The sequence below is a fragment of the Klebsiella sp. M041 genome, assembly GCF_059759695.1.
This window is the reverse complement of the sequence record NZ_JCAXWU010000003.1, coordinates 49,392-74,580: the sequence shown is the minus strand read 5'-3', so window position 1 is coordinate 74,580 and position 25,189 is coordinate 49,392. Positions and strand designations below refer to the sequence as shown.

Below are 25,189 nucleotides of genomic sequence, written 5' to 3'. Positions count from 1 at the left end.
CAATTACAGTGTGGCTTGAAAAGTAATCTGTTCTGCCAGCCGATAACTGGCGTTAATGAGGATGAGCTGTGTCAGAGTTGTTATCCATCGCCTTATTTTTAGCTTCGGTGGTGCTTTATGCCTGGAAAGCGGGTCGTAACACCTGGTGGTTTGCCGCCACGCTCACGGTGTTAGGTCTGTTCGTGGTGCTGAATATCACCCTCTACGCCAGCGACTACTTTACCGGCGACGGCATCAACGACGCGGTACTCTACACTCTGACCAACAGCCTGACCGGTGCCGGGATCGGCAAATACATTCTGCCGGGCGTCGGCGTGGCCGTCGCGCTGGTTGCCGTCTTTGGCGCCCTGGGATGGGTGCTGCGCCGCCGTCGGCATCATCCTCATCACGTCGGCTACAGCCTGGCGGCGCTGCTGCTGGCGCTGGCTTCGGTCGACGCCAGCCCGGCCTTCCATCAAATCAGCGAGCTGGTGAAATCGCAGTCGCGGGAAGGAGATCCGGACTTTGCGGCGTACTACAAAGAACCGTCGAAGCGTATCGACAATCCGCAGCTGAATCTGGTCTATATCTATGGCGAAAGCCTTGAGCGCACCTATTTTGATAACGATGCTTTCCCCAACCTCACCCCTGAGCTTGGCAGAATAAAAGATGAGGGCATTGATTTCAGCAATACTATGCAGCTGCCGGGGACCGATTACACCATCGCCGGCATGGTCGCATCACAGTGTGGCATTCCGCTGTTTGCCCCGTTTGAAGGCAACGCTTCGGCCTCGGTCTCCAGCTTCTTTCCGCAGAATATCTGCCTTGGCGATATCCTGAAAAACTCCGGTTACGAAAACTATTTTGTGCAGGGAGCTAACCTGCGCTTTGCCGGCAAAGACGTGTTTCTCAAATCCCACGGCTTCGATCACCTGTTCGGGGCGGAAGAGCTCAAAACCACGGTAGCCGATCCAACCTACCGCAACGACTGGGGCTTCTATGACGACACGGTACTCGACGAGACGTGGAAAAAATTCGAAGAACTGTCGCAGTCCGGAAAACGCTTTTCACTGTTCGCCCTGACGGTGGACACTCACCATCCCGACGGTTTTATCTCGCGTACCTGCGAGCGTAAACGTTATGACGTGGACGGCAAGAAAAACCTCTCCTTCAGCGCCGTTAGCTGCAGCCAGGAACATATCGCCGCGCTGATCGAGAAGATCAAAGCCTCTCCCTATTTCAAAAACACGGTCATCGTGGTCTCTTCCGATCACCTGGCCATGAAGAACAGCGCCTGGGATTACCTCAACAAGCACGATCGCAGCAATTTGTTCTTTGTCCTGCGCGGCGATCGGCCGCAGCAGGAGACCCTGGCGGTGAAACGCAACACCATGGATAACGGCGCGACGGTGCTGGATATTCTCGGTGGCGATAACTATATCGGCCTCGGGCGCAGCAGTCTCTCTGGCCAGTCGCTCTCCGGTATTTTCATGAATATGAAAGAGAAGGTCCTGGCCTGGAAACCCGACGTGATCCGCCTGTGGAACTTCCCGAAAGAGATGAAAAACTTCACCATCGACTCGCAGAAGAACATGATCGCCTTCTCCGGCAGCCATTTCCGTCTGCCGCTGCTGCTCCGGGTGTCGAACCAGCGCGTTGAACCGCTGCCGGAGAGCGAATACTCGGCGCCGCTGCGCTTCCAGCTGGCCGATTTCGCGCCGCGGGATAATTTCGTGTGGGTCGATCGCTGCTATAAAATGGGCCAGCTGTGGTCTCCTGAGCTGGCGCTCTCCACCGACTGGTGCGTCTCGCAGGGACAGCTGGGGGGTGAGCAGAAGGTCCAGCACGTTGATAAGCCACAGTGGCAAGGTAAGACCGCCTTCAGGGACACTCTTATCGATATGGAGCGCTATAAGGGCAACGTCGATACGCTGAAAGTTGTCGACAACGATATTCGCTATAAGGCCGACAGCTTTGTGTTTAACGTTGCCGGCGCGCCGGAAGAGGTGAAACAGTTTAGCGGCATTTCGCGCCCCGAGTCCTGGGGTCGGTGGTCCAATGCCCAGCTGGGCAGCGACGTGAAGATTGAATATAAAGAGCCGCTGCCGGAGAAATTTGATCTGGTAATCACCGCCAAAGCCTACGGTCCCAATGCCAATAAGCCGATCCCGGTGCGGGTTGGTCAAAGTGAGCAAGTGCTTACACTGGTCAATGATGTGACCACCACGACGCTGCATTTCGACAACCCAACGCGCAGCAATACGCTGACCATCACTCCGCCGGACCCGCAGTCCACCAACGAGGGCAATATCCTCGGCCACTCCCCGCGTCAGCTGGGGATCGGTATGGTGGAGATCAAAGTGGTGAAAAGCGAAGGTTAAAGCCACCTTGCCCGGCGGATATTGGCGCCGGGCAACGGTTTCCGTGGCAGGGTGTTAACAAAACAGCGGCTTGAGGTCGTCAGCCGACAGTCCGGTAATTTTCTCTACCGTCTCTTTGTCGAGGCCATTCTGTAACATGCTGCCGGCAATGCGCAGCGCCTCACGCCGGCTCCCTTCCTGTAAGCCCTCAAGGCGCCCTTCCAGGCGCCCCTCCTGTCGGCCCTCATGCCGACCTTCCTGCTTAAGCTTTTGCGCGATAGACATCAATGTCTCCTCATACTGTGGCAGACGGCGGGCCAGCCGGCGGAGAAACACGCCCGGCTCGGCCGTGTTACCGTACTGCAGCATATAGTGAAACAGCATTCTCAACTGCCGGGGGTTAGTGTATCCCAGCATCACCACGGCCGCCAACGACTCCGTTATGCCGCTGAGATCGCGCTGGCGAATATGCTTTTGCATCAGCTCCAGCAGGGCGACCCGCCGATGCTGCGCGATTTCATCGTCCGGCATGACCGTGACGTCGATCAATGGAAACTGACTGCCGTACAGCCTCTTCGCCAGCTGCGGGTCGGCAAATTCATCCAGCCAGTTGAGGGAAAAAGGATACGGACTGGTTGCGCCATGATAAAAAAGCATCGGCACCACCAGCGGCAGCGTTTTGTGCCCGGCGTCGAGGTGTCGCTGCATCGCGGCAATCGCATAGCGCATTAGACGAAAAGCCATATGATTATCCGGCGAGCTCTGATGCTCTATCACCACGTAAATATATCCCTCCCCGCTGGTGGTTTGCACCGACCACAGCACGTCCGAATACCAGGCGCGCAGATCCTCATCGATAAAGCTCGCCGATTGCAGCCTCAGAGTAGCGAAATCGCACCGCTGGCGGATCGCTTCGGGAAGATAGAGCATGAGAAAATCATTCGCCGTCTCCGGGTGGCGAAGAAATCGTTTAAACACCGCATCATGCGGCGTGGCGGTTATTCGTTTTTTCATGGCCATCCGCTTGCCTGAAAGAGAAGGAAAGCCGGACTCTACCACCGGTTTTTAACCGGTTGGTTTTGACGATGATTTTCTGGGAAGCGCCTCGGAGAATAGCGGAGCGGCCAGTCTGACTGGCCGCCATAGGCAAGATTTAGTAATCAAACTGCCGGTAATAACGGCGGATATTCAGGTCGTGGCCGGTATGGTGCTCAAAGTGGGCCGCCAGCCGGTCCACCAGCAGAGTAGACACCACGCACGGCGCCATAATCCAGCGGAACGCATCATCAATGCCGTTCAGCGGATAGTCGCGCGGGTCGATCACCACCAGATGGTCAGTTATCTTTTCGGCAAAGCGTTCGACGCGCTCGTCCAGCGCCCGGCATTTCCCCTCGCCCTTCACCAGAAACAGCGGGACCTCTTTTTCCAGCAGCTCCAGAGTGCCGTGGAAAAATTCAGCCGAGCTTACCGACTTGGTCCGCTTCCACTGCATCTCTTCGAGAATACACATCGAGAACAGGTAGACCTCACCCCACATTTCCGCGCCGCCAATCCACATCATATAGTCGCTGTCATGGTATTGCGCGGCAATGCTGTCCGCCTGGGGATCGAACTGGCGTTTGGCCTGCAGAAGATTTTCCGGCAGCAACTCGAGCTGGCTGGCAAAACGCTCATAATCGGCAAACTCGCCGTGGCGATAAATAACACGGAAGAATAACCAGTACAGCAGCATATATTCATATTCCACGCCATTTTTGTGGCACATCGGAATATGCCAGCTGGCGGCGGCAGCCAATGGCGAATCGGCATGACGGGTAATGGCTACCACGCGTATCCCCTGCGCCTTGCACCATTCGGCAATGGCCACCGACTCTTTGGTATCGCCGGATTTGGATAACGTCACCACCACTGCATCTTTATTTAATTTTTTATGCCCGCGATGAATTAATTCCGCCGCCTGCTCAAGATAAACCGGCACGCTGGTTAATACTTTGGCAAACTCATTAATTGCCATCATCGGAGCTAAAGAACCGCCTACCGAGGCGAAAAATAACGCGCTGCAGCCGCTGTCATAAATAGCGTCGGCCACGGTTTCAGCCTGTTTACGCGCAGCGATGATCTCGCGAGCACTGGTCAGGTACTCGTCCTGATTAAAACCCAACATAGTTTTCTCCTGAATAATCAGATTTTACTTTTTAATACGCGGTCAAAATCGTCGAAAATACGTATCGCCAGATCGATGCCTTTTAGCCCGGCGGTATGCCAGGCGAGCATCTGCACTGGGACAATCAGCAGCAGCGGCGCCAGGTGATGCTCGCACGGGCAGTTAAGCGCCAGCGTTTGTTCATCCTCTTCGTCCCCCAGCGTTAGCGTAAAGGCCTGGGCAATGGACGGCGCCATATAGTCGCGCAGCGCCCGGGTTCGCGCGTCCGGCGAGTCTTCCATAAACAGCATCACATGGCGGGCATTGGCTTCCAGATAGGGGCCGTGCATATAGGCTTCCAGCTCAAAGCCGCTGGAAGGTACCCGCACCGTCTCGGTAAATTTGGTTTCGAACTCTTTCGCCACGCCAACCAGCGCGCCATAGCCGGTGGCGACAAAGCGCTCGCCGCTCCGCAGCGTTTCGCTATGCCGGTCGATAAAGCGCGAAGTGCGGGCGATGACCTCCGGGATCGCCGCCGCCAGTCGCTGGAATTCGGCAAGATAGTGCTGCTCCTCGGCTTCACTGGCCTTCCCCTGGCTGCGAGCAATCATCAGCGCTATCAGCAGCAGATTGAGCACTGTCGCGCTAAAGCCGCGGGTGACAAACCCTACGCTCTCGATCCCGGTATTGATATCCAGAACGCCATCGCAGGCCCGCCCGGTCGGGCTTTGCGGGTCGGAGGTCAGGGCAAATACCGGCAGTCCTGAGGCCTGTACCTTACGCATCGCCTCCAGCGTCGACGCGCTTTTTCCGCTCTGTGAAATCGCCACCACCAGATCGGTATGCGGGTCGATAGTTTCGTAATGGGTAAAGTTGTACGGCTCTTTAATGTCCACCAGCACGCCAAAGCGTTGTTCAAAGAAATAGCGCGCGCAAAGCGCGGCATTCAGCGACGATCCGGTCGCCAGTAGCAAAATACGCCGCACCGGCTGCTGGCGGGCGAAGGTCTCAATCGCCGCCAGCTTGCGCCGGTAGTCGCGCAGGATCTGCGCCAGACAGGCCGGCTCTTCGCTGATATAGGTCATCATTGTTGGTCGCATAGCTCACTCCCGTTAAAACAATCCGATCCACGAACCCAGAATGCCCACCAGCGCCATTCCGCCGATAATAGAGAGCGGTTTAACCTTCCGCCCCAGCAGCCAGTAGACGATACCGAAACTCACCAGCGGCAGCATGCAGGGCAGAATGTCGTTGATGATGTCCTGCACCTGAGTTTTGGCCTCCCCGGCCCCGAAGGAGACAGGGATGGTGATATCGATCATTGAGGCGGTCATCGCCCCGACCACCATCAGGCCGATAATCGATGCCCCGTAGGTCAGGCTCTCCATCATTCCGCTCTTCTGGATCCGCTGCAGCACCCCGGTGCCCAGCACGTAGCCCCAGCGGGTAAAGCACCAGCGCACCAGAATGTGCGGCACGTTAAACACCAGCAGAAACAGGATCGGCCCGAGAATATTGCCCTTTAGCGCCAGGCTGGTGCCGATGCCGGTGGCGATCAGGCGCAGCGTTCCCCAGAAGAAGGAGTCTCCCAGCCCGGCCAGCGGGCCCATCAGCGAGGCTTTGACGTTATCAATCGCGTTGGCATCCATATTTTTCTGCTGGCTGTTTTTCTCCTCCATCGCCGTCGTGATCCCCAGCAGCAGGGTGACGATATGCGGCGTGGTATTGAAAAATACCAGATGTCGCTTTAACGCCCCGGCCAGCTCCTCTTTGCGCGGATAGAGCTTTTTCAGCACCGGGATCAGCGCGTAAACAAAGGCAAGATTCATCTGCCGCTCATAGTTCCAGGAGAACTCCATCTGGAAGGAGCGCCAGAACACCCGGCGTAGATCGCGCGGCGTAATACGGGCTTCTTCCTGCGCCTGCGGCTGCAGAGTTTCGTCAGAAATCATCTTCGTCGTCATCGCTGACTCCTTGTTCTGTCGTGGTACGAGGTGCGCTCAATGCGGTGACATTAACCATCACCACCGCCACGATGGCGCCGAGAATGGCGATACCGGTCACCGGGATTTTCAAATAGGCCATCAGTACAAAGCCGAGGAAAAAGTACGGCGCCACCTTCTTGTTAATCAGCAACCTGGCGAGCATCGCGAAGCCGAGAGCCGGAATGATCCCGGTGGCCACGCTGAGTCCGTGTTTAATAAATTCCGGGATCGTATCGAGCAGGGATTTCACCGCGTTGCTGCCCACCAGGAATGAGACGGTCACCACCGTGGCAAGCATCAGCGACAGGCCGAATCCGGCAATCAGATGCATCCGCTCAATGCCGCGCGTATCCGCCCGTTCCGCATAGCCGTCCGCTTTCTGGCTGAGCAGCGGAATAAACATCCCCAGATAAACGTTTTTCAGGATCAGGGTCAGGGTGGCGATAGGCAGGCCGAGCAACAGCGCCGTTTCCGTGCCCGCGCCGGAGGTGATGGCGAACGCCACGCCGAGAATACCGCCGGTCACCACGTCGGGCGGGATCGAGGCGCCAACGGAGAACGAACCGATAAACGCCAGCTCCAGCGTCGCGCCCATAATGACGCCGGTCTGCACATCCCCCAGCACCAGACCGGTCAGTAGCCCGGTGACGATAGGCCGGGAAATCAGCGACGTCCCTAAGGCATATTCCGATTGCGCGATAAACGCCACCAGACCCAGTAAGAGAGCCTCTACCATAATCTGTCCTCCGGAATCACACGCATTCCGTAAAAAGCTGTTTGCGATCGTTCGGGACCTGGCGAATCTCCACCTCGACGCCTTTGCCCACCAGTTGTTGCAACTGCTCTATTTCCTCCGGCAATAAATTAATCGCCTTAGAGATATTTTTACTGCCCTCTTTGGCTTTAATCCCGCCGAGATTAATACTTTTTATGTCCCCAACGGCGCTGGCAATACGCCAGGCGTCATTGACCGATTCCACAACAATAAATAAATTATATTTATCGGTAACCCCACTTTTTATCGCCTCAATAGAATCATTTATATTTTTAATCACCAGCTTCACCGAGGGTGGTTTAGCAAGCTTAATGGTGGTTTTCCGCAGTTCATCCTCAGGGACACTGTCGTTGGCGATTAAAATACAATCGGCGCCGACATATTGGGTCCAGGAAAAGGCTACCTGGCCGTGAAGTAATCGATGGTCAACCCTTAATAACGTAATCATCATGCATCCTCATTTCAGAAGTCTTTATCCATAGTCATCGCCCCGGCAATAGTCTGATTGCAGTACTGAATGCTCTCTTTGGCGTTGATTAATGCTTCAGAAATTAATTTTTCGGTATTCTCTTCCGCTGCAGAAATAAGCAGATCAATAATTAATGGTAGATTTAACCCGGACAATAAATGGAAGTGCGGGCGCGATAAAAAACGCACAAACTCATTATTCACGCTACCGGCGAAAATATCCGTAATCACTATCAGCTCATCCTGCGCCGGGAAACGCGCCAGCAGCGCCTCCACCTGCTGCGTCAGATCGACCTCCTCTTCCACATAGGCGCACAGAGTATGAATATCCGGCTGTTTACCGAGGATCAGCTCCACAGAGTTCAACAAACCGTTAGCAAAGGTGCCGTGGCTGGCAAAAATATAGTGTCGTTTCATCCTTACCTCGAAAGCGCATTCCACTGCTTTCTTAATTGCAACCGACGTGCCAGAAACAGTGGCGCGTCGGCTAACGTAAGGACAAAAGGGAGAGAAGCGTTAAAACTCTTGATCTTCCTGAATAAATTCCGTTTCCCGCGTCAGAATATCGTGAATGTAGTACAGTTCTACAGCGGGGATTTTGACACTATACCCGCTCTCTATGACACTAAAGGCCTCGCGCAGCGTCGCCAGCTCGCGCTCCGGACACTGCCTTCCCGCATAATGGGTTGGGGAAGCGTGGCGAATTAACCGCTCTATCAGACAGCTGATATGCACATACAGCGCCACTTTACGTTCGTTGGGCACCTCGTACCCGGCCAAATGCTCATAGCGCAGCAAAAACTGCTCAACCTGGTTGATCACCTTCGCGGTATCGAGGATCGTCACCGACTCGATCACCCGCCGCAGCGAGAAGTTTTTCAGGATCAGGTTGTTGATCTCGCTGACCTGCTCCGCTGTCGCCAGTTCGCCGAAGATACGCATTAGCGGGCGACTTCCCTCCCCCGAGATCAGCGAATCCAGCGAGATCCACGGGAGATCGGCAAGATGCGGATCGAGGGTGCCGACGATCGCCAGCACGTCGTAGCGGCTGAGCATCGGCTCCCGCCGCGCGGGGTCGGCCAGGGTCTCCACATCGCAGGCTACAATATCAACGCCGAGCGCTTCAGGGATGCTGGCTTTTAACAGCGCCGACAGGTTCGCCGCAGCGCCCAGGCCGGTGGCGCAGGTGGTCAAAATCGCCCGCGGTTTATCGGTCTGCGGGTAATAGAGCTGGTGCTCAACCGCCAGATCGTCGCCGATCTCGCGGACGATATCTTCCAGCATATCGCCGTGCAAAATCCGCTCCCCGACGTACATCGCCATGCCGGTGGAGACATTGTTAATAATCGCCACCGGCGTATTCAGGCGACGATTAAAATGGCTGTGAATAGCGTTCAGCGATCCCATGTCGACCAGAATGATCAGCCCTGACGCCAGCGCGTGGCGCTCAATATACGCCATCACCTGATTAGCGATAGCCTCCGGCGTCACGTCGAGCGGCATGTCGAATGACTCAAACAGCGGGCTTTTCAGCAAGCGGTTCGCCACGCTGGCGATGCTGCTGGCGGTGGCGTAACCGTGAGCAAGAATAATCGCGCGGGTCACCTGCTGCTGGCTGATTGCGCCGTTTTTCTGGAACCATAGCACCAGCAACAGCAGGTCAATACGCCGGGGCTCAATATCCAGCTTCAGCGCCAGCGCGTCGAGGATCGCTTCGCAAAAGCGATACAGCAGGGGGAATTTGTTTGCCAGAAAATCCGCCAGCAGACGGATTTTCTCATTGCTCATCGTCGACTGCGCCTGACGGGAGCGATGGATCAGGTAGTGGCTCAGGGCGTAGAGACAGTTGCCGTTAAACTGGATATTGAAGCGTTTTTCCAGGCGATAATACTCCTCCCGCACCTGATGGGCGATCAGCAGCAACATCTGCGAGCTACTGGCATCCTGGTTATCAAAGATCAGCCGATCGAAGAGGGTTTCAATCTCCTCCCCCATGCTTCTTTGCGCCTCTTCCCAGACCGTTTTTTTATTTAGCACTGCTTCATACAGCGCCAGAATCCGACACTGAACGTCATGGATCAGCCCCTGAACCGGATCGCGCGCCCGCAGCAGCCAGACCAGGCTGGTCTGCGGCTCGATAAGCAGCGGCTCCTTCTGGCCCATGGCTTCACTGAGCGCCGGCGTCGCCGCCATGATATTTTCCGGCAGATCGTGCAGCGTCACGGTCAGCATCTCGCTGCCCGGAGACCTGGCCCAGGCCGATGCAACGGCGTACTTCACCACATTCTTCAGCTCGCCGACGTTGCCTCGATAAACGTACTGCGTCAGAACCTGCAAAAGCCGCGGCGTGAGCTGCAGCCTGGCGGCAAGCGTCCGCGCCTCCTGCCAGAAAAACTGCAGCGTTAGCGCCTCCTTCTCCTCGCGGCTGCGGTGTTGAAGATCGGGCAAGCTGACCAGGATCGGAATACGACGAAGAAAGGTGGTCAGAAACGTGCTGTGAATATCTTCGGTGGTGGCAAACACCAGCCGCAGGGAAATCGGCAGGCCATGGGCGGTCTCTCCCACCCGGTAGATCTCCTTGCGGTCCAGCCAGGTGAAGAGCTTCTCCTGCCCCTGAGCATCCAGTCGATGGACCTCGTCGAGAAACAGCATCCCGCCGTTTGCCGCCTCGAACGCCCCGGCTTTATCGCTCTGCGCGCCGGTAAACGCGCCTTTGACATAGCCAAACAGGTTGGCGGCCAGCAGCTCCGGGTTACTGGCATATTGCGCGCAGTTGAAGCTGACAAAGGGCGCATCGGGCGCCAGCAGGCCCTGGGCGATCGCGAACTCGTGCATCAGCTCCGCCATATAGCTTTTGCCGGTTCCGCTGTCGCCGACGATCAGTAGCGGCAGGCCGCCGTTGGGATAAAACAGCGCGGTTTTCATCTGCTCAATCGGTTTACGCAGGCTGCCGTCATGCCCGGTCAGCAACGAAAAATGGTCCGCCTGTTCCGGCTGGCGGTCACTCTCCGCGAGCAGCTCCGCCATGCTGGCGTACTCGCTGCGGGAAAGGGGGAAGAACTGCTGGCAGAAGGCTTTTTTATGCAGAAAATAGACCGGCCGGGTGTTGATCTTCACCAGCACGTCCTGGGCGACCAGCTGATTGAGATAGTGGCTGGCGGTATTTCTTTGCATCGCGAAACGCTGAGCCAGCCAGCTGGCGGTGAAAACGTCGCTCAGGTGATCCGGATCGAAAAAATCGGTCTGATTTTGCAAAAAAGCCAACAGTTCCGTTTTACGCATTACATCCCCCTCGTCGCCATTACGAAGAGATATGATGCGGCAAAAGAGAGGCTTATCGACGCCCCGTGCTGTTTTTTGCGGCCCAGCGCACACTCCCGCCTAAGCGGACTTCGCTGCGGCACACTCCATCGTCATTTCATACTGCTGCAGCGATAGCGGCGCATACCCCGCCGCGGCAAACAGCGGCGTAAAGGTTTCCGGGACCGTCACCGACGTGCCGATCCCCGGGAACTGCTGCGCCAGCGCCATCAGCAGCGCTTGCGCCAGCCCCTGGCGACGGGCGGCGGGTTCCACCCATAAAAACTGCAGTACAGGCCGTGAGCCCGAGGTGCTCAGTACCGCGAAGGCGCGCTGTTCCAGGGTCACGACGCGGCATGGCAGGGTGGCGAAGGTAAGCGGATCCATCAGCCAGGGGAGCTGATTGTTACTCTCCTCAACGGCGCGTCGAAGCAGTGCCAGGATCGGATAAGGCTGTAACACGCCAGGCGCCGCAGCCAGAGGCTCTGCGCTCAGGTAGCCGCAGAGCCCATAGCGCCGCGTAAAGCCTAACGACTGATACAGCGCGACGGCCGCGTGGTTATCGCGGATCACCTCCAGGGAAACCGTCTCGATCTCCTGCTGCTGCAGAAACGTCAGCAGCTCCTGCATCAATTTCCGCCCAAGACCTTTGCCGCGCCAGGCCGGGCGCAGGGCAAAGGCCGCCAGGCGAGCCATATTCCCCCGACGCGCGACGATCGCGATCGCCGCCGGTTCATCTCCGGCCAGCCAGACGCGGGAATCGATCAGGCTCATCCCCTCGGCGCTAAAGCGCTGAACAAATCCCTCCACCGACTGGGTCACCGGTACCAGATAGGCTTCAAAACAGGCGTTAAGAATATCCGTTAACTGCACGCTGCTGAACTGCGTGGCGGGAACGGCGGTCAGCTCCATATTTTTCTCCCGAAGACTGCTATGCTCAGGTGATGAAAACTAACACTATAACTGCCGGCGCCGGATTACGCCTGACCGAGGAGAGTGATATCGCCCTTCTGCCGGCCATTGAACGTTCCGCCGCTCAGGCATTTCGTCAGAACCCCGCTCTCGCCTGGCTGGCGGACAGCGAGGTGATTAGCGTTGCGCGCCATCATGATTATCTGGAAACGGAACATAGTCTGCTGGCGGTGGCCGCCGGGCAGCCGGTTGGTTTTATTCTTACCGAACCGCTCGACGATGCCTTATTTATCGCCGAAATCGCCGTCCACCAGGCCTGGCAGCATCAGGGCATCGGGCGGATGCTGCTGGAGCAGGTTATCGAGCGCGCCCGGCAAATGGCTTACCCGGCAGTGACCCTCACCACCTTCCGCGAAGTGCCGTGGAATGCGCCGTTTTATACCCGCCTGGGATTCGCCATCCTCGATGAGCTGACCCTGCCCGCCGGGCTGGCGGCGAAAAGAGAACAGGAGACCCGGCACGGCCTGCCGCCGGAGACGCGCTGCGCCATGCGCCTGGCGTTGTAGACGCCAGCGCTGAATTTAGCGGCGATATATGGTACAAAGTACCAATCAAAACTTACCTGTTGCTACCCGTATGTCCTGGTCAATCGATATTATTTCCTGTATTACCGATCGCTTTGTGGAGCTCACGGCGACCGAAAAGCGCATCGCGCAGTTTATTCTCGATGATGTCGCGGCGGCGGCGGAGCTACCCATCGCCGAGATCGCGCGTCTGACTCAGACCAGCCAGGCGTCGGTCACCCGTTTTGCCCGGGCGCTCGGCTGTAAAGACGTCCGTGAGCTGAAGATGAAGCTTGCGCAATCCCTTGCGGTCGGCCAGCGGTTTATCCTCGATGTTCCGGACCTCGAAGGCGTACAGGGGATCTATGAGTCAATCATCAGCGTGCTGGAGACCAATCGCCGGGCGCTGGATATCGAGGCGTTGAAGCGTGCGGTGAGCTGGTTGAGTGCAGCGCGGCAGATCCTCGCCCTTGGAATGGGCGGCGGGTCAACCATCTGCGCTCAGGAGATTCAATATCGCCTGTTTCGTCTTGGTCTTCCGGTCGTCAGTCAGAGCGACGGTCTGCTGGTACGCATGATGAGCTCGGCGGTGACGCCGCAGGATGTGGTGATTGTGCTGTCTCTGGGCGGCTATACCCAGGAGATCATCGAGAGCGCGGCGATTGCCAGCCAGTACGGCGCGAAGGTCATTGCGATTACCCCCGCCGGGACGCCGCTGGCTGAGCAGGCGGATCTGGTGCTGCCGCTGCTGGTGCGGGAAAACGACTATATCTTCAAGCCCAGCACTTCGCGTTATGCGATGCTGGCGATGGTCGATGTGCTGGCCACCGAACTGGCGATGGCCAACAAAACTCAGGCAAAAGGCAAATTACGTCGTATTAAGCTGGCCCTCGACAGCCACCGCGGCGGCGTCGATCGCCAGCCTCTTGGCGACTAGCCACCGGCAGCGGCGATAAACCTCTCCGCCTGCAGGCGGGTACGTTCCACGGCCTGTCCGGCGCGATACAGATCGCTGCCCAGACCGGCTCCGGCGCACCCAGCCCGCATCCAGGTTGCCAGATTCTCCGGCGTCACGCCGCCCACCGCCAGCACCGGCACCTCCGACGGCAGCACCGCTTTCAACGCCCGAATGTAGTCCGGACCGAAAGCAGAAGACGGAAATATCTTCAGCCACTGCGCCCCGGCATCCAGCGCGTTAAACGCCTCAGTCGCGGTGGCGCATCCGGCACAAACCTGCATTCCGTGCGCCACTGCCTGACGGATCACCGCAGGCTGGGTATTCGGCGTCACGATAAGCTTCGCCCCGGCCTCAGCGAGAAAATCGACCTGTTCCACGCGCAGTACCGTTCCCGCGCCTATCATCGCCTGCTCGCCAAACCGCGCAACCATCTGCGGAATACTCTGCTGCCAGTCTGGCGAATTGAGCGGGATTTCGATATAGCGAAAGCCTGCATTGATTAGCGTCTCAATATGATCTGCCGCCTCAGCGGGTTGAATACCGCGTAAAATCGCCACCAGCTTAATCTTGTTCATGCATTATCCTCGCCATGCCAGCCAGCAATGCCTCATCGCCACTGCAGCTGTTAACCGTCATTCCGCGCGCCTTCATCGCCCGACCGTAGCGGGCATTCAGCGCCGGGTCGCCAACCAGCGTGACGGCAGAAGTACGGAAACGCTGCCCCAGGGTCGCCACCTCCGCGCCAATCAGCAGCCCGGAGAGGTAATCGCTGACCGAGCTCGCCGCCAGACCGCCCAGCACCCGGGCGGCCCTGGCGACAAACAGTTCGCTAATCAGCGACGGCTGCGCCAGCCCTTTTTCCAGCCCCCGTTCAAACGCCGCCTCGTCCGGCTGCTGGGCAGGCAGCCCTTTGCCGATCAGCGATTGCGTCATCAGCAGATGATGCAGTTCGCCGGTCATCGCCGTGGCAAAATGACGCACCGCGCCGCCCGCCACCTGGACCCATTTGCAGTGGGTGCCGGGCAGCACGTAACACTCCGCCGGCGCCAGCTGGCAGGCCCCCAGCAGCTGCGTCTCTTCGCCGCGCATCACGTTGAAATCCCCGTCCTGTTCAATCTTGAGGCCGGGAATAATCCACACGCCTTCAGCAACGGCGCATAACTGCCGCCCAGGCGCGTCGATCGCCGCCGGACAGTCCAGATACGGCACCGCCTGCCAGCCCGCGTCGCTGCCGATCATCCCGGCCATCAGCACCGGCAGCGCCTGTGCGCCGCGCCAGGGGGCCAAATGCTCCGCGAATACATCGGCAGGCGATCGTCCGTTCAGGCGGGTAATACCCAGCGGTAGCTGCTTCGTTTCGACGCACTGGCCGTTGCGAATCAGCCAGCCGCGCAGCTGGGTAGAGCCCCAGTCGACGGCAATATAATCCTTCATTGTGCTTCTCCTGAGACCTGCACCGCCGTCTTCGCCGGGATCGCCTCCCCTTCCCGCTCCTGGGTAATCATTTCCAGCGCCTGCTGACGGCTGATTTTGCTGGCTGGCGTCATGACGGTGACAAAAATAGCGGAAACAAAGCTGCCAACGACCGACGGAATGCACGGATTGCCCCAGTAAGCCAGCCAGTCGGCCTTAACCAGAACCACAATAGACACCAGCATGCCGCTCAGCAGCGCGGTGAGCGCCCCCTGCCAGTTAAAGCGCAGCCAGAAGCGGCCGAGAATGGAACAGACGAAGAGCCCGGACATCAGCATGGAGATCATTTTGGTGATATAGCTGATGATATCGTTCGAGGTCAGGGCGAAGATCATCGCCAGGCCGATGACGAACGCCAGCATCCAGCGAGAGAGCGTTATCGCCTTATGCGCCGGCGGCATTTTTCCGGTCACGAGGGTATAGACATCCCGCATCATGATGGCCACGGCGGCTATCGCATCGGAGCTGGCCGAAGACATGGTGGCGGAAAGTCCGGCAATCAGGACCACCAGCCCGAGGATCGCCGGTAAGAAGCTGGTGGCGAACAGGAAGGCGTAGTTACTGTTCTCAAGATTGGGGTTCATCGTCCAGGCCGCCATGCCGATGATCGCCGGCAGCACCGAGAAAAACAGATACAGCACGCCGGTATAGACAAACGAGCGCCGCACCGAAGAGACGTCTTTTCCCGAGTAAATACGCTGGCGATAGGAAGGGGTCGCCAGCACGCCGACGCCGATGACCATCGCCAGCGATAGCGCCGGAATGGTCCCCAACTTATCGACCGCAAACAGGCTCATCGCCTTGGGATCCATCGCCTGAACGATGGCATCCCATCCCCCGACGTGAACCACCGCCAGAATCGCCATCAGGATAAAACCGAAAAACAGAATTAATGCCTGAATGGTGTCTGTCCACACCACAGCAGAATAACCGCCGATAATGACGTAAATCGCAAACGCCATGGCAATAATAATTTTTGCCACCGTCAGATTAATTCCTGTCGCCCAGGCTAAATACATACTCCCGCCAAGAATATGCGCCCCCAGCCAGCCAATTGAGGCAATAAATATCATTATCCCGACGAGGTTTTTAATTAAATGGCTGCCACCAGTGTAATAAGAAAGCTCTTCGCTCATGGTCATAAAGCGCAGCTTTCGCACCGGCGCAAACAGCCAGGCCACCAGTAAAATACCGATGGCGCCGCCCACGCCGTAGAGCATCCCGGCCCATCCATTGCTGTAGCCGAAGCCGACAGCGCCCATGCTTGAACCGGTTCCCACCATGGTCGCCACGGTAGACCCCAGCGTCAGGAACAGCGGCAAAGAACGGCCGCCGAGTAAAAAATCCTCACCGCTTTTTTGATGACGGGACACGTACCAGCCAAGCCAAATCATGGCCAATGCGTAAATAATAAAGCCGACTAAAAAGACATGACTATTCATAATTCACATCCTGCCAGTTAATTTTGTAAAGGTAAAAGGCTACGAAGCGCTGAATTATTTCAGCGCTCAAAATGACTGTTTATATTTCTGGTTACTAACTTTTTATGCGCGAGAAGCGTTATAACAGGTCACATCCACTTCGACTTTACAATCCACCACCAGGTCCGCTACGCAGCAGATGCGGGCAGGCGGGTTGTCGCCAAAGAACTCGCGGAAGACTTTATTGAAAGACTGAAAATAGCGCGCATCGGTGAGGATCACTTTAACATGCACCACGTCGGCCAGGGTGTAGCCCGCTTCGGTCATGATATCTACGCAGTTCTGAATCGCCAGACGCGACTGGTCGACAATCCCGCCTTCCACCACTTCCCCGTCCTTCATCGGCGTCTGGCCGGAGACGTACAGCCAGCCTCCCGCTTCCACCGCCCGCGCGAACGGCAGGTGCTGCCCGCCGGTACCGGTACCGCCCTCTACGCCATAACGTTTAATACTCATTTTTCACTCCTCAGTTCATTCGGCGGCGCAGGAAACGCCCCGCGCGCCCGATAATCTTTTTGTCGCTGCCGTAGCTCATCACGCCGTTAACCATCACCGCCTCAATACCGTCCGCCGGACGTTTCGGGTCGGAGAAACTGGCGACATCGCGCACCGTCAGCGGGTCAAACAGCACCAGGTCGGCGTAGTAGCCCACTTTTACCAGCCCACGATCCGCCAGCTGGAAGCGCGCCGACGACAGCCCGGTCATTTTGTGGATCGCGGTAGTCAGCGGAAACAGGCGTTCATCGCGGCAGTAGTGGCCCAGGACCCGCGGAAACGCCCCCCACAGCCGCGGATGCGGCATCGGGTCGTTCGGCAGCCCGTCGGAGCCAATCATGGTCACCGGATAACCCAGCACCCGCCGTACGTCCTGCTCGTCCATGTTGTAATAAATAGCGCCTGCCGGCATCAGCCGCGCCGCGGCGTCGTGCAGGCTCACCTGCCATTCATCGGCGATCTGCTGCAGCGTTTTTCCGGCCTGCTCGGGCTGTGCTTCCGACCAGGTGATGACGATATCGAACTCATCGGTGACCTGCTTCATATCCAGCGTCGACGAGCTGGCGGAATAGGGGTAACAGTCGCAGGCGATCTCCTGGCGCTGGCGCATCTCATCGAAGAAAGCCAGCGTCTCCTTCGTGCGACCCCAGTTTTTCGCGCCGGCGCACTTATGGTGCGAGACCACCACCGGCACGTTGCCGTGGCGACCAATGCGGAACGCCTCGTCGAGCGCCTCCAGAATCGGCTCGAACTCCGAACGCAGGTGGGTGGTGTAAATTCCCCCCTCTGCCGTCAACTCCTCAGCGAGCGCCATCACTTCTTCGGTGGTCGACTGGAAGGCGCTGGCGTAGGCAAGTCCCGTGCTCAGTCCTAAAGCGCCCTGCCGCAGCGCATCGCGCAACTGTATGCGCATGCCGGCGATTTCCGTCTCGCTCGCCGGGCGGAACAGGTCATCCATATGGTTATTACGCAGCGCGGTGTGCCCAATCAGCGTCCCGACGTTAAGCGAGGGTCGCGCGGCCTCTACCGCATGGGCATAGGCTTCGACGGTGGGATAGATAAAGTGCTGTCGTTCGCCGAGAAGATTCATCGGGTCCGGCACCTCGCCGCGCATGGTGGCGGTTGCCGCGCTGATCCCACAGTTGCCGACGATCACGGTTGTCACCCCCTGGCTGAGCTTAGGCAGGTACTCCGGCATGCGGATGACGTTGATATCGTCATGGGTGTGAACATCGATAAAGCCAGGCGCCAGTACCCGCCCTTGACCATCTATCTCCTGCTCCGCCGCGACGTCAAGCGCCGGAGCGATAGCCATTATTCGGTCGCCCTTCACCGCCACATCGGCACGGTATTGCGGCCCACCGCTCCCGTCGATCACCGTGACGTTTTTGAAAAGCCAGTCAACTTTCATAGCAATTACTCCCTTTCGACATACCGACAAGTTAACCATTTACAAGTGCAAAAAACAGTGGAAAACTACGCAAAAACCACATCATTTTGTGATACTTTTATTCAAAATAAACAACAATTATTAATTAAAATCATTATTATCAAATATTTATAAATGATACCCAGCAACTCACCGATTATAAACCCTGAAAGGAAAGTGTTATGAAATACCATTCAGCACCGCTCATTCCGCACAAATCCGCCCTCATGTCCGCGCCGGCTAATCTGCTGGCGGAAGAGGGCTGTCTGCCTGCCGCGCTGCTAAAAAAGTCGGCGCTGGAAAATAATATTTCATGGATGCAGCGCTACGCCGATGCCCGCGGCGTATCGCTGGCGCCGCATGGTAAAACGACAATGACGCCATGGATATTTCAGGCGCAGCAGCGAGCGGGAGCGTGGGGGATCGGCGTGGGCAGCGCCTGGCAGGCCAGCGCGGCGATGGCCAGCGGCATCCAACGCGTCCTGATGGTCAATCAGCTGGTCGGTAAGGCCAATATGCAGGTGGTCGCGCAGCTAAAAGCCCACTACCGGGCAGTGGATTTTATCTGCTGTGTCGATAGCGAGGCCAACGTGCGCGCCCTCTCCGCGTTCTTCGCCGCCCAGGGACAAACGCTGGATGTGCTGATTGAACTTGGCGTGCCGGGCGGGCGCTGCGGCTGTCGTAGCGTGGATGACGCGCTGGCATTGGCGCAGCGGGTCAGCGACCTGCCGGGGCTACGGCTACGCGGTCTGGAATTGTATGAAGGGGTCCTGCACGGCGACGATCCGCAACCGCAGGTGGAAGCGCTATTACAACAGGCTGCAGCGCTAGCCTGCCGCATGGAGCCGCTGGTTGACGGCGAATTTATTCTCACCGGCGCGGGCACCGTCTGGTATGACGTGGTGTGCAACATCTGGCTGGCGGCGGCAAAACCGCGCCGCTGCCGTATCGTCATTCGCCCTGGCTGTTATATCACCCACGATCGCGGGATCTACGATCTCGCCCAACAAGCGCTGATCGCCCGCGATCCGATTGCCTGCGATCTCGCCGGCGATCTTACATCAGCGCTGGAGCTGATGGCGATGGTGCAATCGGTGCCTGAGGCGGATCGCGCGGTGGTGAATTTCGGCAAGCGCGACTGCGCCTTCGACGCCGGGCTGCCGCAGCCGATCGCCCATTATCGTAACGGCCAGCAGTTAGCGCTGCGCGCGGAGTCGATCGTCAGTATCGGCATCATGGATCAGCACTGCATGCTGCGCCTGGCGCCGGGCAGCGATGTGCAGGTCGGCGATATTCTGCTGTTCGGCACCTCGCACCCCTGTCTGACCTTTGATAAGTGGAAGACGTTGCTGCTGGTCGATGACGACTACAACGTGCTGGACGAGCTCGACACGCTGTTTTGACAGGCATCCCGGGTGACGGCGCTCCGCGCCTTACCCGGGCTACACAACCCGCGACGCTCGGTAGCCCGGCTAAGCGTAGCGCAAGCCGGGGGATGCCCCGGTGGCGGCGCTTCGCGCCTTGCCCGGGCTACACAACCCGCGACGTTCGGTAGCCCGGCTAAGCGTAGCGCAAGCCGGGGGATGTCCCGGGGGACGGCGATTCGCGCCTTACCCGCCCTGGCGCAAGGCGCAAATCTCATCATGCAATGAACGGCTGATGGCGACCCCCTGCCGCTCACTCTGCTGGCGGCAGGCGAAACGCCGCTCGCCCGGCAGCCGCGCGCCCTGATCCTGCATCGCATTGAACAGCGTTTCGGCGCGCGCCAGCTGCTCCTGTGCCTGCGCGCCGAGAAAACGCTGCGGATCCAGCGCCAGAATCAGTTCTCCGCCGTAGGGTAAACCGCCCGCGCCGTTATCCCACGCCAGCGATTCGGCGCTGGTCATATCGCCGATAAGCGGCCCGGCCAGCAGCTCAACCATTGCCGCCAGCGCCGAGCCCTTATGGCCGCCGAAGGTTAACATCGCGCCGTTCAGTACCTCTGTGGCATCGGTAGTCGGCTGCCCCTGGCTGTCGATTCCCCACCCTTCCGGTAGCGCTTTGCCGGCGCGCTGATGCAGCTGGATCTCGCCTCGCGCCGCGGCGCTGGTCGCCATATCCACAATAAACGGCGGCTCCTCCCGCCGCGGCCAGCCAAAGGCGATAGGGTTGGTGCCGAACAGCGGACGGGTGCCGCCCGCCGGGGCGACCCAGGCATGGCTTGGCGTACAGGCCAGCCCCACCAGCCCTGCCTCAGTCAACGGTTCAATATCGGCAAACAACGCGGAAAAATGGACGCAGCGGTTAATCGCCAGCGCCGCAATACCGCTGTGCCGCGCTTTCTCCAGCAGCAGCGGCAGCGCGCGTTCGTAGGCCAGCAGCGAAAAGGCGCCCCCGGCATCCGCCCGCACAATCGCCGGCGCCTGGTCGTGGATCTGCGGCTCGGCATCAGGCGAAACCTTACCTTTACGCAAGGTATCGACAATGCCCAACAGCCGCCACAGGCCGTGGGAAGCGCAGCCGTCGCGCTCCCCGGCAGCCACGTTACGGGCGATGGCCGCCGCGTGGTCAGCGCTGAATCCATTGGCGCTGAGCACCGCCAGCGCCAGGTCATAAGCTTCTGGTAACGATAGAGTTACCGACCCCATACTGTTCTCCTTTACTCTTCTTCGTCTCCGCTAAAATTAGCCTGCGGCAGACAGCTGCGCGCGCCCCAGTAATAAATCCCCAGCGACATCGCCGCCACCAGCACCGTATCCCAGGGGGGACCAATAACATTAAGCCCGCCGAAGCTGCCCAGCCAGGAAAAGAGGATAATCAACGCATAAAAAGCGATCAGCCACAGCGAAGACTTCACCTGCTGCGCCAGGCTCACGGTATGTTCCGGCACCTTGCCTTTGCACATCACATACGCCACAAACATCACGATCTGCAGCCCCAGCAGCCACGAGAGCGTATTCCAGCCGGACCAGTAGACGATCAGCGCCGAGACCATAAACGACACCGGGCCGATGATGCCGAAGGCGCGCACGCGGAACGGCCGCGGCAGATCCGGGGCGTTGCGGCGCAGCCCGGCGGCGGTCACCGGGGCGATGGCGTAGCTCAGCACCAGGGCCGCCGACACCACGCTTATCAGCTGTTCCCAGGAGGGGAACGGCAGCGTCCAGAAAATCGACAGCCCAAAGGTCAGCCACAGCGCCGGGCGCGGAATACCGGACGCTTTATCAATATGGGTAAAGGCTTTAAAGAAAGTACCCGCCTTCGCCCAGCCGTAGATCACCCGCGGCGTCGCGTTCATATAGATATTGCCGGTGCCGCTCGGGGAGATGATCGCATCGCTTATCACCATAAAGGCCAGCCAGCCCATGCCGAGGGTAATGGCGATATCGCGATACGGCAGCGAGAACTGTTTGCTCACTTCGGCCCAACCGCCGTTCAGCATCTCGGTGGGAATACTGCCAAGGAACGCCAACTGCAGCAGCACGTAGATAATCGTCGACAGCACCACTGATAAAATCAACGCGATAGGGATAGTCCGCTGTGGCTTTTGTACTTCGCTGGCCACCGAGATAATCGGCGTCAGTCCCAGATAGGCGAAGATAATTCCCCCGGCGCTGATCGCCGCTTCCACCCCGGACATACCAAACGGCGCAATGCCCTGAGCATGCAGGTTCTCAGGTTTAAAGAAGGCGAACAGCGTGACCACCACCAGCAGCGGCACCAGAAACTTGAGCACGCTGATGAAGTTGTTCGAGCGGGCGAAGGTCTTGACGCTGTAGTAGTTCAGCGCGAAGAAGAAACAGAGCAGCAGGAACTGCACCCCCCACCCCAGCAGCGTCGGCGAGCTGGAGCCCGGCTGGGTCAGCGCCGGAAACCAGGCCGCGGCATATTGCCGGGCGGCGACAATTTCTATCGAGATCAGGCTGGAGAAGGCGATCAGGGTGATGAACCCCAGCAGATAACCCATCAGCTCGCCGTGGGAAAAGACCGGGTAACGAATAATGCCGCCGGCGCGCGGCAGCGCCGCCCCCAGCTCGCAGTAGACAATCCCCAGCAGTAGCACCGCAAAGCCGCCGATCACCCACGACGCGATACCGGCCGGACCGGCAATGGATGCCACATGGCTGGCGGCGAATAACCATCCGGAGCCGAAGATCGCCCCCAGGCCGATAAAGGTGAGGTCGGTCAGGGTCAGCTGTTTTTTAAACTTACCCGACTCCGCAACGCGGGTTTGACTGTTATGCGTAGTGTGAATGGTCATGGTGATGCCCTTGCGTCAATGAGAGGAGGAAATCGCTTCCCGGGTCCACTGGCCGTTGACCAGGCGCAGCAGGTTTAAAGGGTTCGCATCCTGCAGCGCCGGCGGTAACAGGGCGGCCGGCGCATTCTGCAGGCAGACCGGGCGCAGAAAACGCTCAATCGCCCGACTGCCGACCGACGTCCCGCGCGCATCGGTCGTCGCCGGCCATGGGCCGCCGTGGACCATCGCATCGCACACTTCCACGCCGGTGGGATAACCGTTAAACAGCACCCGTCCGGCCTTCTCACACAGCAGCGGTAGCAGACTCGCCGCCAGCGGGCCGTCGTCCGCCTCCGCGTGCAGCGTCGCGGTGAGCTGTCCTTGCAGCGCTTTCACCACCGCCTGCAGCTGGGCCGCGTCGTCCACTTCCACCAGCAACGATAGCGGGCCGAAAACTTCGGTCTGCAGCAGCGTATCCTGCGCCAGCAGATCCTCGACCTGAGCCTGCCACAGCTGGGTTTGCGCCTCCCCGGCGCCGGCGGCGAGGCCGCTCGCCAGCCTCTCGATACGCGGATGCGCCGCCAGCGCCGCCACGCCCTGGCGGTAGTGCTGAAGGGTCGGCGCATTGAGCAACACCTGCGGCGCGCAGCCCGCTACCGCCGCGCACAGCGCCGACTTAAAGCGTTCCAGTCCGGCGCCGCGCAGCGCCAGAATCAGCCCCGGACGGGTACAGAACTGGCCGCCGCCGAGGGTAAATGACGCCACCAGCTCGTTCGCCAGCGCCTCGGCCCGCGTCTGCAGCGCCTGCGGCAGAATAATCAGCGGGTTAATCGCCGACATTTCAGCAAACAGCGGGATTGGCTGTGGGCGCTGCTGCGCCAGCTGATATAGCGCCTTACCGCCGGCCAGCGAGCCGGTAAAGCCAACGGCCTGAATCGCTGGATGGCGGACTAATTCGGCGCCGATATCCGTCCCGAAAATCATATTGAATACGCCGCCGGGTAACCCACACCGCGCGACCGCCCGGACGATCGCGTCAGCGGTCAGCTCGGCGGTGGCCATATGGCCCGCATGGGCCTTCACCACCACCGGGCAGCCAGCCGCCAGCGCCGAGGCGGTATCGCCGCCTGCGGTGGAAAAGGCCAACGGAAAGTTGCTGGCGCCAAACACCGCCACCGGCCCTAACGCCTGCTGATATTGACGCAGGTCCGGGCGCGGCAGCGGCTGACGGTCGGCTAAGGCGGTATCAATACGGGCGGCGAAGGTATCCCCGCGCAGGATCACGCCAGCAAACATCCGCAACTGGCCGCTGGTTCGCGCCCGCTCGCCCTGCAGCCGCGCCAGCGGCAGCGCGGTCTCCTGTTCGGCGATAGCAAAAAACGCCTCCCCCAGCGCGTCCAGTTCATCGGCAATGGCGCAGAGAAAGTGCGCCCGCTGCTGCGGCGCGGTCTGTGAATAAATGGCAAACGCCTGCTGCGCCGCCTCCGCGGCCTGGGCGGCCTCCGCGTGGGAAGCCGTATAAAAGCGATGGCCGGTGGCCTCGCCATCCACCGCCCGCAGGCTCAATAGCGTCGCTTCGCCGCTGGCAACGCGGCGTCCGGCGATAAACTGCCGTCCCGCCGTGGTTTGAGATGCATTCATACTGACTCCTGTGCTCAGAGGCCAACGTCCGGCAGGGCAGGACGAGTCGCCAGCGCCTGTTCCACGATCGCCACCACCTGCTGGCGCGTTTCGCCTTCCAGCGCCAGACGCGGCGGACGGGTCACAGCGCTGCCGCGTCCGAGTAGCTCTTCGCACAGTTTGATGCACTGCACCAAATCCGGACGTGCATCGAGATGCAGCAGCGGCATGAACCAGCGGTACAGCGCCATCGCTTCTTCGTAACGCTGTTGGCGGGCGAGACGGAATAACGTTTCCCCTTCGCGCGGGAAGGCGTTGGACATTCCGGAGATCCACCCTTCCGCGCCGACGGCGATGCTTTCCACCACCACGTCATCCAGCCCGGCAAACAGCACGAAGCGGTCGCCAACGGTGTTACGCAGGTCGATAAAGCGGCGGGTATCGCCGGAGGAGTCTTTAAAGCAGACGATGTTGTCGCAATCGGTCAGGGTGGCGAGAATGTCCGGCGTCACGTCGTTTTTGTAAATCGGCGGGTTGTTGTAGACCATGATCGGCAGGTCGGTGGCGGTGGCCACGCTGCGGAAGTGAGCGGCGGTTTCATGCGGTTTTGAGGAGTAGACCAGCGCCGGCATCACCATGATCCCGTCGACGCCGACGCGCTCCGCCTCTTTCGCCATCTTCTGGGCAAAGGCGGTGGTGAACTCGGCCACCCCGGCGATCACCGGAATTTTGCCGCCGGCGGCATCCTTCGCCACTTCGATAATCTGCAATTTTTCATCGGAGCTCAGGGAGGTGTTCTCCCCTACGCTGCCGCACACCACCAGCCCGGAAACGCCATCTTTGACTAGGTTTTTCATCACCGCGTGGGTGGCGTCTAAATCGAGGGAGTAATCGCTACGAAACTGCGTGCTAACCGCCGGGAATACGCCGCTCCAGTGAATCGCTTTATTGCTCATGCTCGGTTCCTTGTCGTCATTTTGTTAAGTCGAGGTGAATGATTGGTGAATATTCACTGACAGATTGACGCGT

At 59.0% G+C, this 25,189-nt stretch carries 23 protein-coding genes; 5 read left to right on the top strand and 18 right to left on the bottom strand.

Going from position 1 to position 25,189, the window contains the following annotated elements; all coding sequences use genetic code 11:
• The first annotated feature begins 68 nt into the window (after positions 1–68).
• A complete protein-coding gene (gene opgB / locus AC6CWS_RS04225) occupies positions 69–2,360 on the top strand; it encodes a phosphatidylglycerol--membrane-oligosaccharide glycerophosphotransferase (RefSeq protein ID WP_023291873.1) in 2,292 nt (763 codons plus the stop codon).
• A 54-nt stretch (positions 2,361–2,414) separates the two neighbouring features.
• Here opgB and AC6CWS_RS04220 read toward each other — a convergent pair whose 3' ends face one another.
• The 9 genes from AC6CWS_RS04220 to AC6CWS_RS04180 all read right to left on the bottom strand — a co-directional run bounded on the left by AC6CWS_RS04220 (position 2,415) and on the right by AC6CWS_RS04180 (position 11,922).
• Complete coding sequence (locus AC6CWS_RS04220; protein WP_167878907.1) at positions 2,415–3,359, bottom strand: Rpn family recombination-promoting nuclease/putative transposase; 945 nt, start codon at positions 3,357–3,359, stop codon at positions 2,415–2,417.
• A 133-nt stretch (positions 3,360–3,492) separates the two neighbouring features.
• Positions 3,493–4,503, bottom strand: a complete 1,011-nt coding sequence (locus AC6CWS_RS04215) for an SIS domain-containing protein (protein ID WP_065883275.1) — start codon at positions 4,501–4,503, stop codon at positions 3,493–3,495.
• Positions 4,504–4,520: 17 nt separating this feature from the next.
• Positions 4,521–5,582, bottom strand: coding sequence for an SIS domain-containing protein (locus AC6CWS_RS04210; RefSeq protein WP_065883273.1), 1,062 nt, complete (start codon positions 5,580–5,582; stop codon positions 4,521–4,523).
• A 12-nt stretch (positions 5,583–5,594) separates the two neighbouring features.
• Positions 5,595–6,446 carry a PTS system mannose/fructose/sorbose family transporter subunit IID gene (locus AC6CWS_RS04205; RefSeq protein ID WP_065883271.1) on the bottom strand — a complete coding sequence of 284 codons (852 nt, stop codon included), beginning with the start codon at positions 6,444–6,446 and terminating at the stop codon, positions 5,595–5,597.
• Positions 6,424–7,203 (bottom strand): PTS mannose/fructose/sorbose/N-acetylgalactosamine transporter subunit IIC, encoded by a 780-nt coding sequence (locus AC6CWS_RS04200; RefSeq protein ID WP_023291868.1) that lies wholly within the window; start codon positions 7,201–7,203, stop codon positions 6,424–6,426. The genes AC6CWS_RS04205 and AC6CWS_RS04200 overlap by 23 nt, the downstream gene beginning before the upstream one ends.
• 16 nt (positions 7,204–7,219) lie before the next feature.
• Entirely contained in the window at positions 7,220–7,690 is a 471-nt protein-coding gene (locus AC6CWS_RS04195; RefSeq protein ID WP_065883323.1) for a PTS sugar transporter subunit IIB, read from the bottom strand.
• Between the two features lie 14 nt (positions 7,691–7,704).
• Positions 7,705–8,127, bottom strand: a complete 423-nt coding sequence (locus AC6CWS_RS04190; protein ID WP_044525295.1) for a PTS sugar transporter subunit IIA — start codon at positions 8,125–8,127, stop codon at positions 7,705–7,707.
• A 99-nt stretch (positions 8,128–8,226) separates the two neighbouring features.
• The gene (locus tag AC6CWS_RS04185; RefSeq protein WP_065883269.1) at positions 8,227–10,992 is read right to left on the bottom strand and encodes a sigma-54-dependent transcriptional regulator; all 2,766 of its coding nucleotides are present in this window, start codon (positions 10,990–10,992) and stop codon (positions 8,227–8,229) included.
• Positions 10,993–11,091: 99 nt separating this feature from the next.
• A complete protein-coding gene (locus AC6CWS_RS04180) occupies positions 11,092–11,922 on the bottom strand; it encodes a GNAT family N-acetyltransferase (protein ID WP_065883267.1) in 831 nt (276 codons plus the stop codon).
• 32 nt (positions 11,923–11,954) lie between these two features.
• On the opposite strand from AC6CWS_RS04180, the gene AC6CWS_RS04175 reads away from it, so the two are divergent.
• The gene (locus AC6CWS_RS04175) at positions 11,955–12,488 is read left to right on the top strand and encodes a GNAT family N-acetyltransferase (protein ID WP_065883265.1); all 534 of its coding nucleotides are present in this window, start codon (positions 11,955–11,957) and stop codon (positions 12,486–12,488) included.
• Positions 12,489–12,558: 70 nt separating this feature from the next.
• The gene (locus tag AC6CWS_RS04170; protein WP_004886431.1) at positions 12,559–13,422 is read left to right on the top strand and encodes a MurR/RpiR family transcriptional regulator; all 864 of its coding nucleotides are present in this window, start codon (positions 12,559–12,561) and stop codon (positions 13,420–13,422) included.
• On the opposite strand, the gene AC6CWS_RS04165 is transcribed toward AC6CWS_RS04170, so the two are convergent.
• From AC6CWS_RS04165 to AC6CWS_RS04145, 5 genes are all read right to left on the bottom strand, one after another.
• Positions 13,419–14,018: a 2-dehydro-3-deoxy-6-phosphogalactonate aldolase gene (locus AC6CWS_RS04165; RefSeq protein WP_023291861.1), complete on the bottom strand. Its 600-nt coding sequence runs from the start codon at positions 14,016–14,018 to the stop codon at positions 13,419–13,421. The genes AC6CWS_RS04170 and AC6CWS_RS04165 overlap by 4 nt on opposite strands.
• On the bottom strand, positions 14,005–14,877 hold the full coding sequence (locus tag AC6CWS_RS04160) for a 2-dehydro-3-deoxygalactonokinase (protein ID WP_065883260.1): 873 nt from the start codon (positions 14,875–14,877) through the stop codon (positions 14,005–14,007). Before AC6CWS_RS04160 ends, AC6CWS_RS04165 begins: the two co-directional genes overlap by 14 nt.
• Positions 14,874–16,358 carry a sodium:solute symporter family protein gene (locus tag AC6CWS_RS04155; protein WP_004886423.1) on the bottom strand — a complete coding sequence of 495 codons (1,485 nt, stop codon included), beginning with the start codon at positions 16,356–16,358 and terminating at the stop codon, positions 14,874–14,876. The genes AC6CWS_RS04160 and AC6CWS_RS04155 overlap by 4 nt, the downstream gene beginning before the upstream one ends.
• 102 nt (positions 16,359–16,460) lie before the next feature.
• Positions 16,461–16,853 carry a RidA family protein gene (locus tag AC6CWS_RS04150; RefSeq protein WP_004204205.1) on the bottom strand — a complete coding sequence of 131 codons (393 nt, stop codon included), beginning with the start codon at positions 16,851–16,853 and terminating at the stop codon, positions 16,461–16,463.
• Positions 16,854–16,863: 10 nt separating this feature from the next.
• On the bottom strand, positions 16,864–18,303 hold the full coding sequence (locus AC6CWS_RS04145; protein WP_023291858.1) for an N-acyl-D-amino-acid deacylase family protein: 1,440 nt from the start codon (positions 18,301–18,303) through the stop codon (positions 16,864–16,866).
• Here AC6CWS_RS04145 and AC6CWS_RS04140 point away from each other — a divergent pair.
• Positions 18,281–18,427 (top strand): hypothetical protein, encoded by a 147-nt coding sequence (locus tag AC6CWS_RS04140; RefSeq protein ID WP_065883258.1) that lies wholly within the window; start codon positions 18,281–18,283, stop codon positions 18,425–18,427. The two genes, AC6CWS_RS04145 and AC6CWS_RS04140, sit on opposite strands and share 23 nt — an antisense overlap.
• 76 nt (positions 18,428–18,503) lie before the next feature.
• Entirely contained in the window at positions 18,504–19,724 is a 1,221-nt protein-coding gene (locus AC6CWS_RS04135) for an amino acid deaminase (protein WP_065883256.1), read from the top strand.
• Positions 19,725–19,931: 207 nt separating this feature from the next.
• Here AC6CWS_RS04135 and AC6CWS_RS04130 read toward each other — a convergent pair whose 3' ends face one another.
• Genes AC6CWS_RS04130 through AC6CWS_RS04115 form a run of 4 tightly spaced genes read right to left on the bottom strand, consistent with a single transcriptional unit; the run spans position 19,932 to position 25,116 of the window.
• Positions 19,932–20,948, bottom strand: a complete 1,017-nt coding sequence (locus AC6CWS_RS04130) for an Ldh family oxidoreductase (RefSeq protein WP_032454766.1) — start codon at positions 20,946–20,948, stop codon at positions 19,932–19,934.
• An 11-nt stretch (positions 20,949–20,959) separates the two neighbouring features.
• The gene (locus AC6CWS_RS04125; protein ID WP_080901656.1) at positions 20,960–22,561 is read right to left on the bottom strand and encodes an APC family permease; all 1,602 of its coding nucleotides are present in this window, start codon (positions 22,559–22,561) and stop codon (positions 20,960–20,962) included.
• A gap of 15 nt (positions 22,562–22,576) precedes the next feature.
• Complete coding sequence (locus tag AC6CWS_RS04120) at positions 22,577–24,181, bottom strand: aldehyde dehydrogenase (NADP(+)) (protein WP_065883252.1); 1,605 nt, start codon at positions 24,179–24,181, stop codon at positions 22,577–22,579.
• A 14-nt stretch (positions 24,182–24,195) separates the two neighbouring features.
• Complete coding sequence (locus AC6CWS_RS04115) at positions 24,196–25,116, bottom strand: dihydrodipicolinate synthase family protein (RefSeq protein ID WP_065883249.1); 921 nt, start codon at positions 25,114–25,116, stop codon at positions 24,196–24,198.
• Between the last annotated feature and the right edge of the window lie 73 nt (positions 25,117–25,189).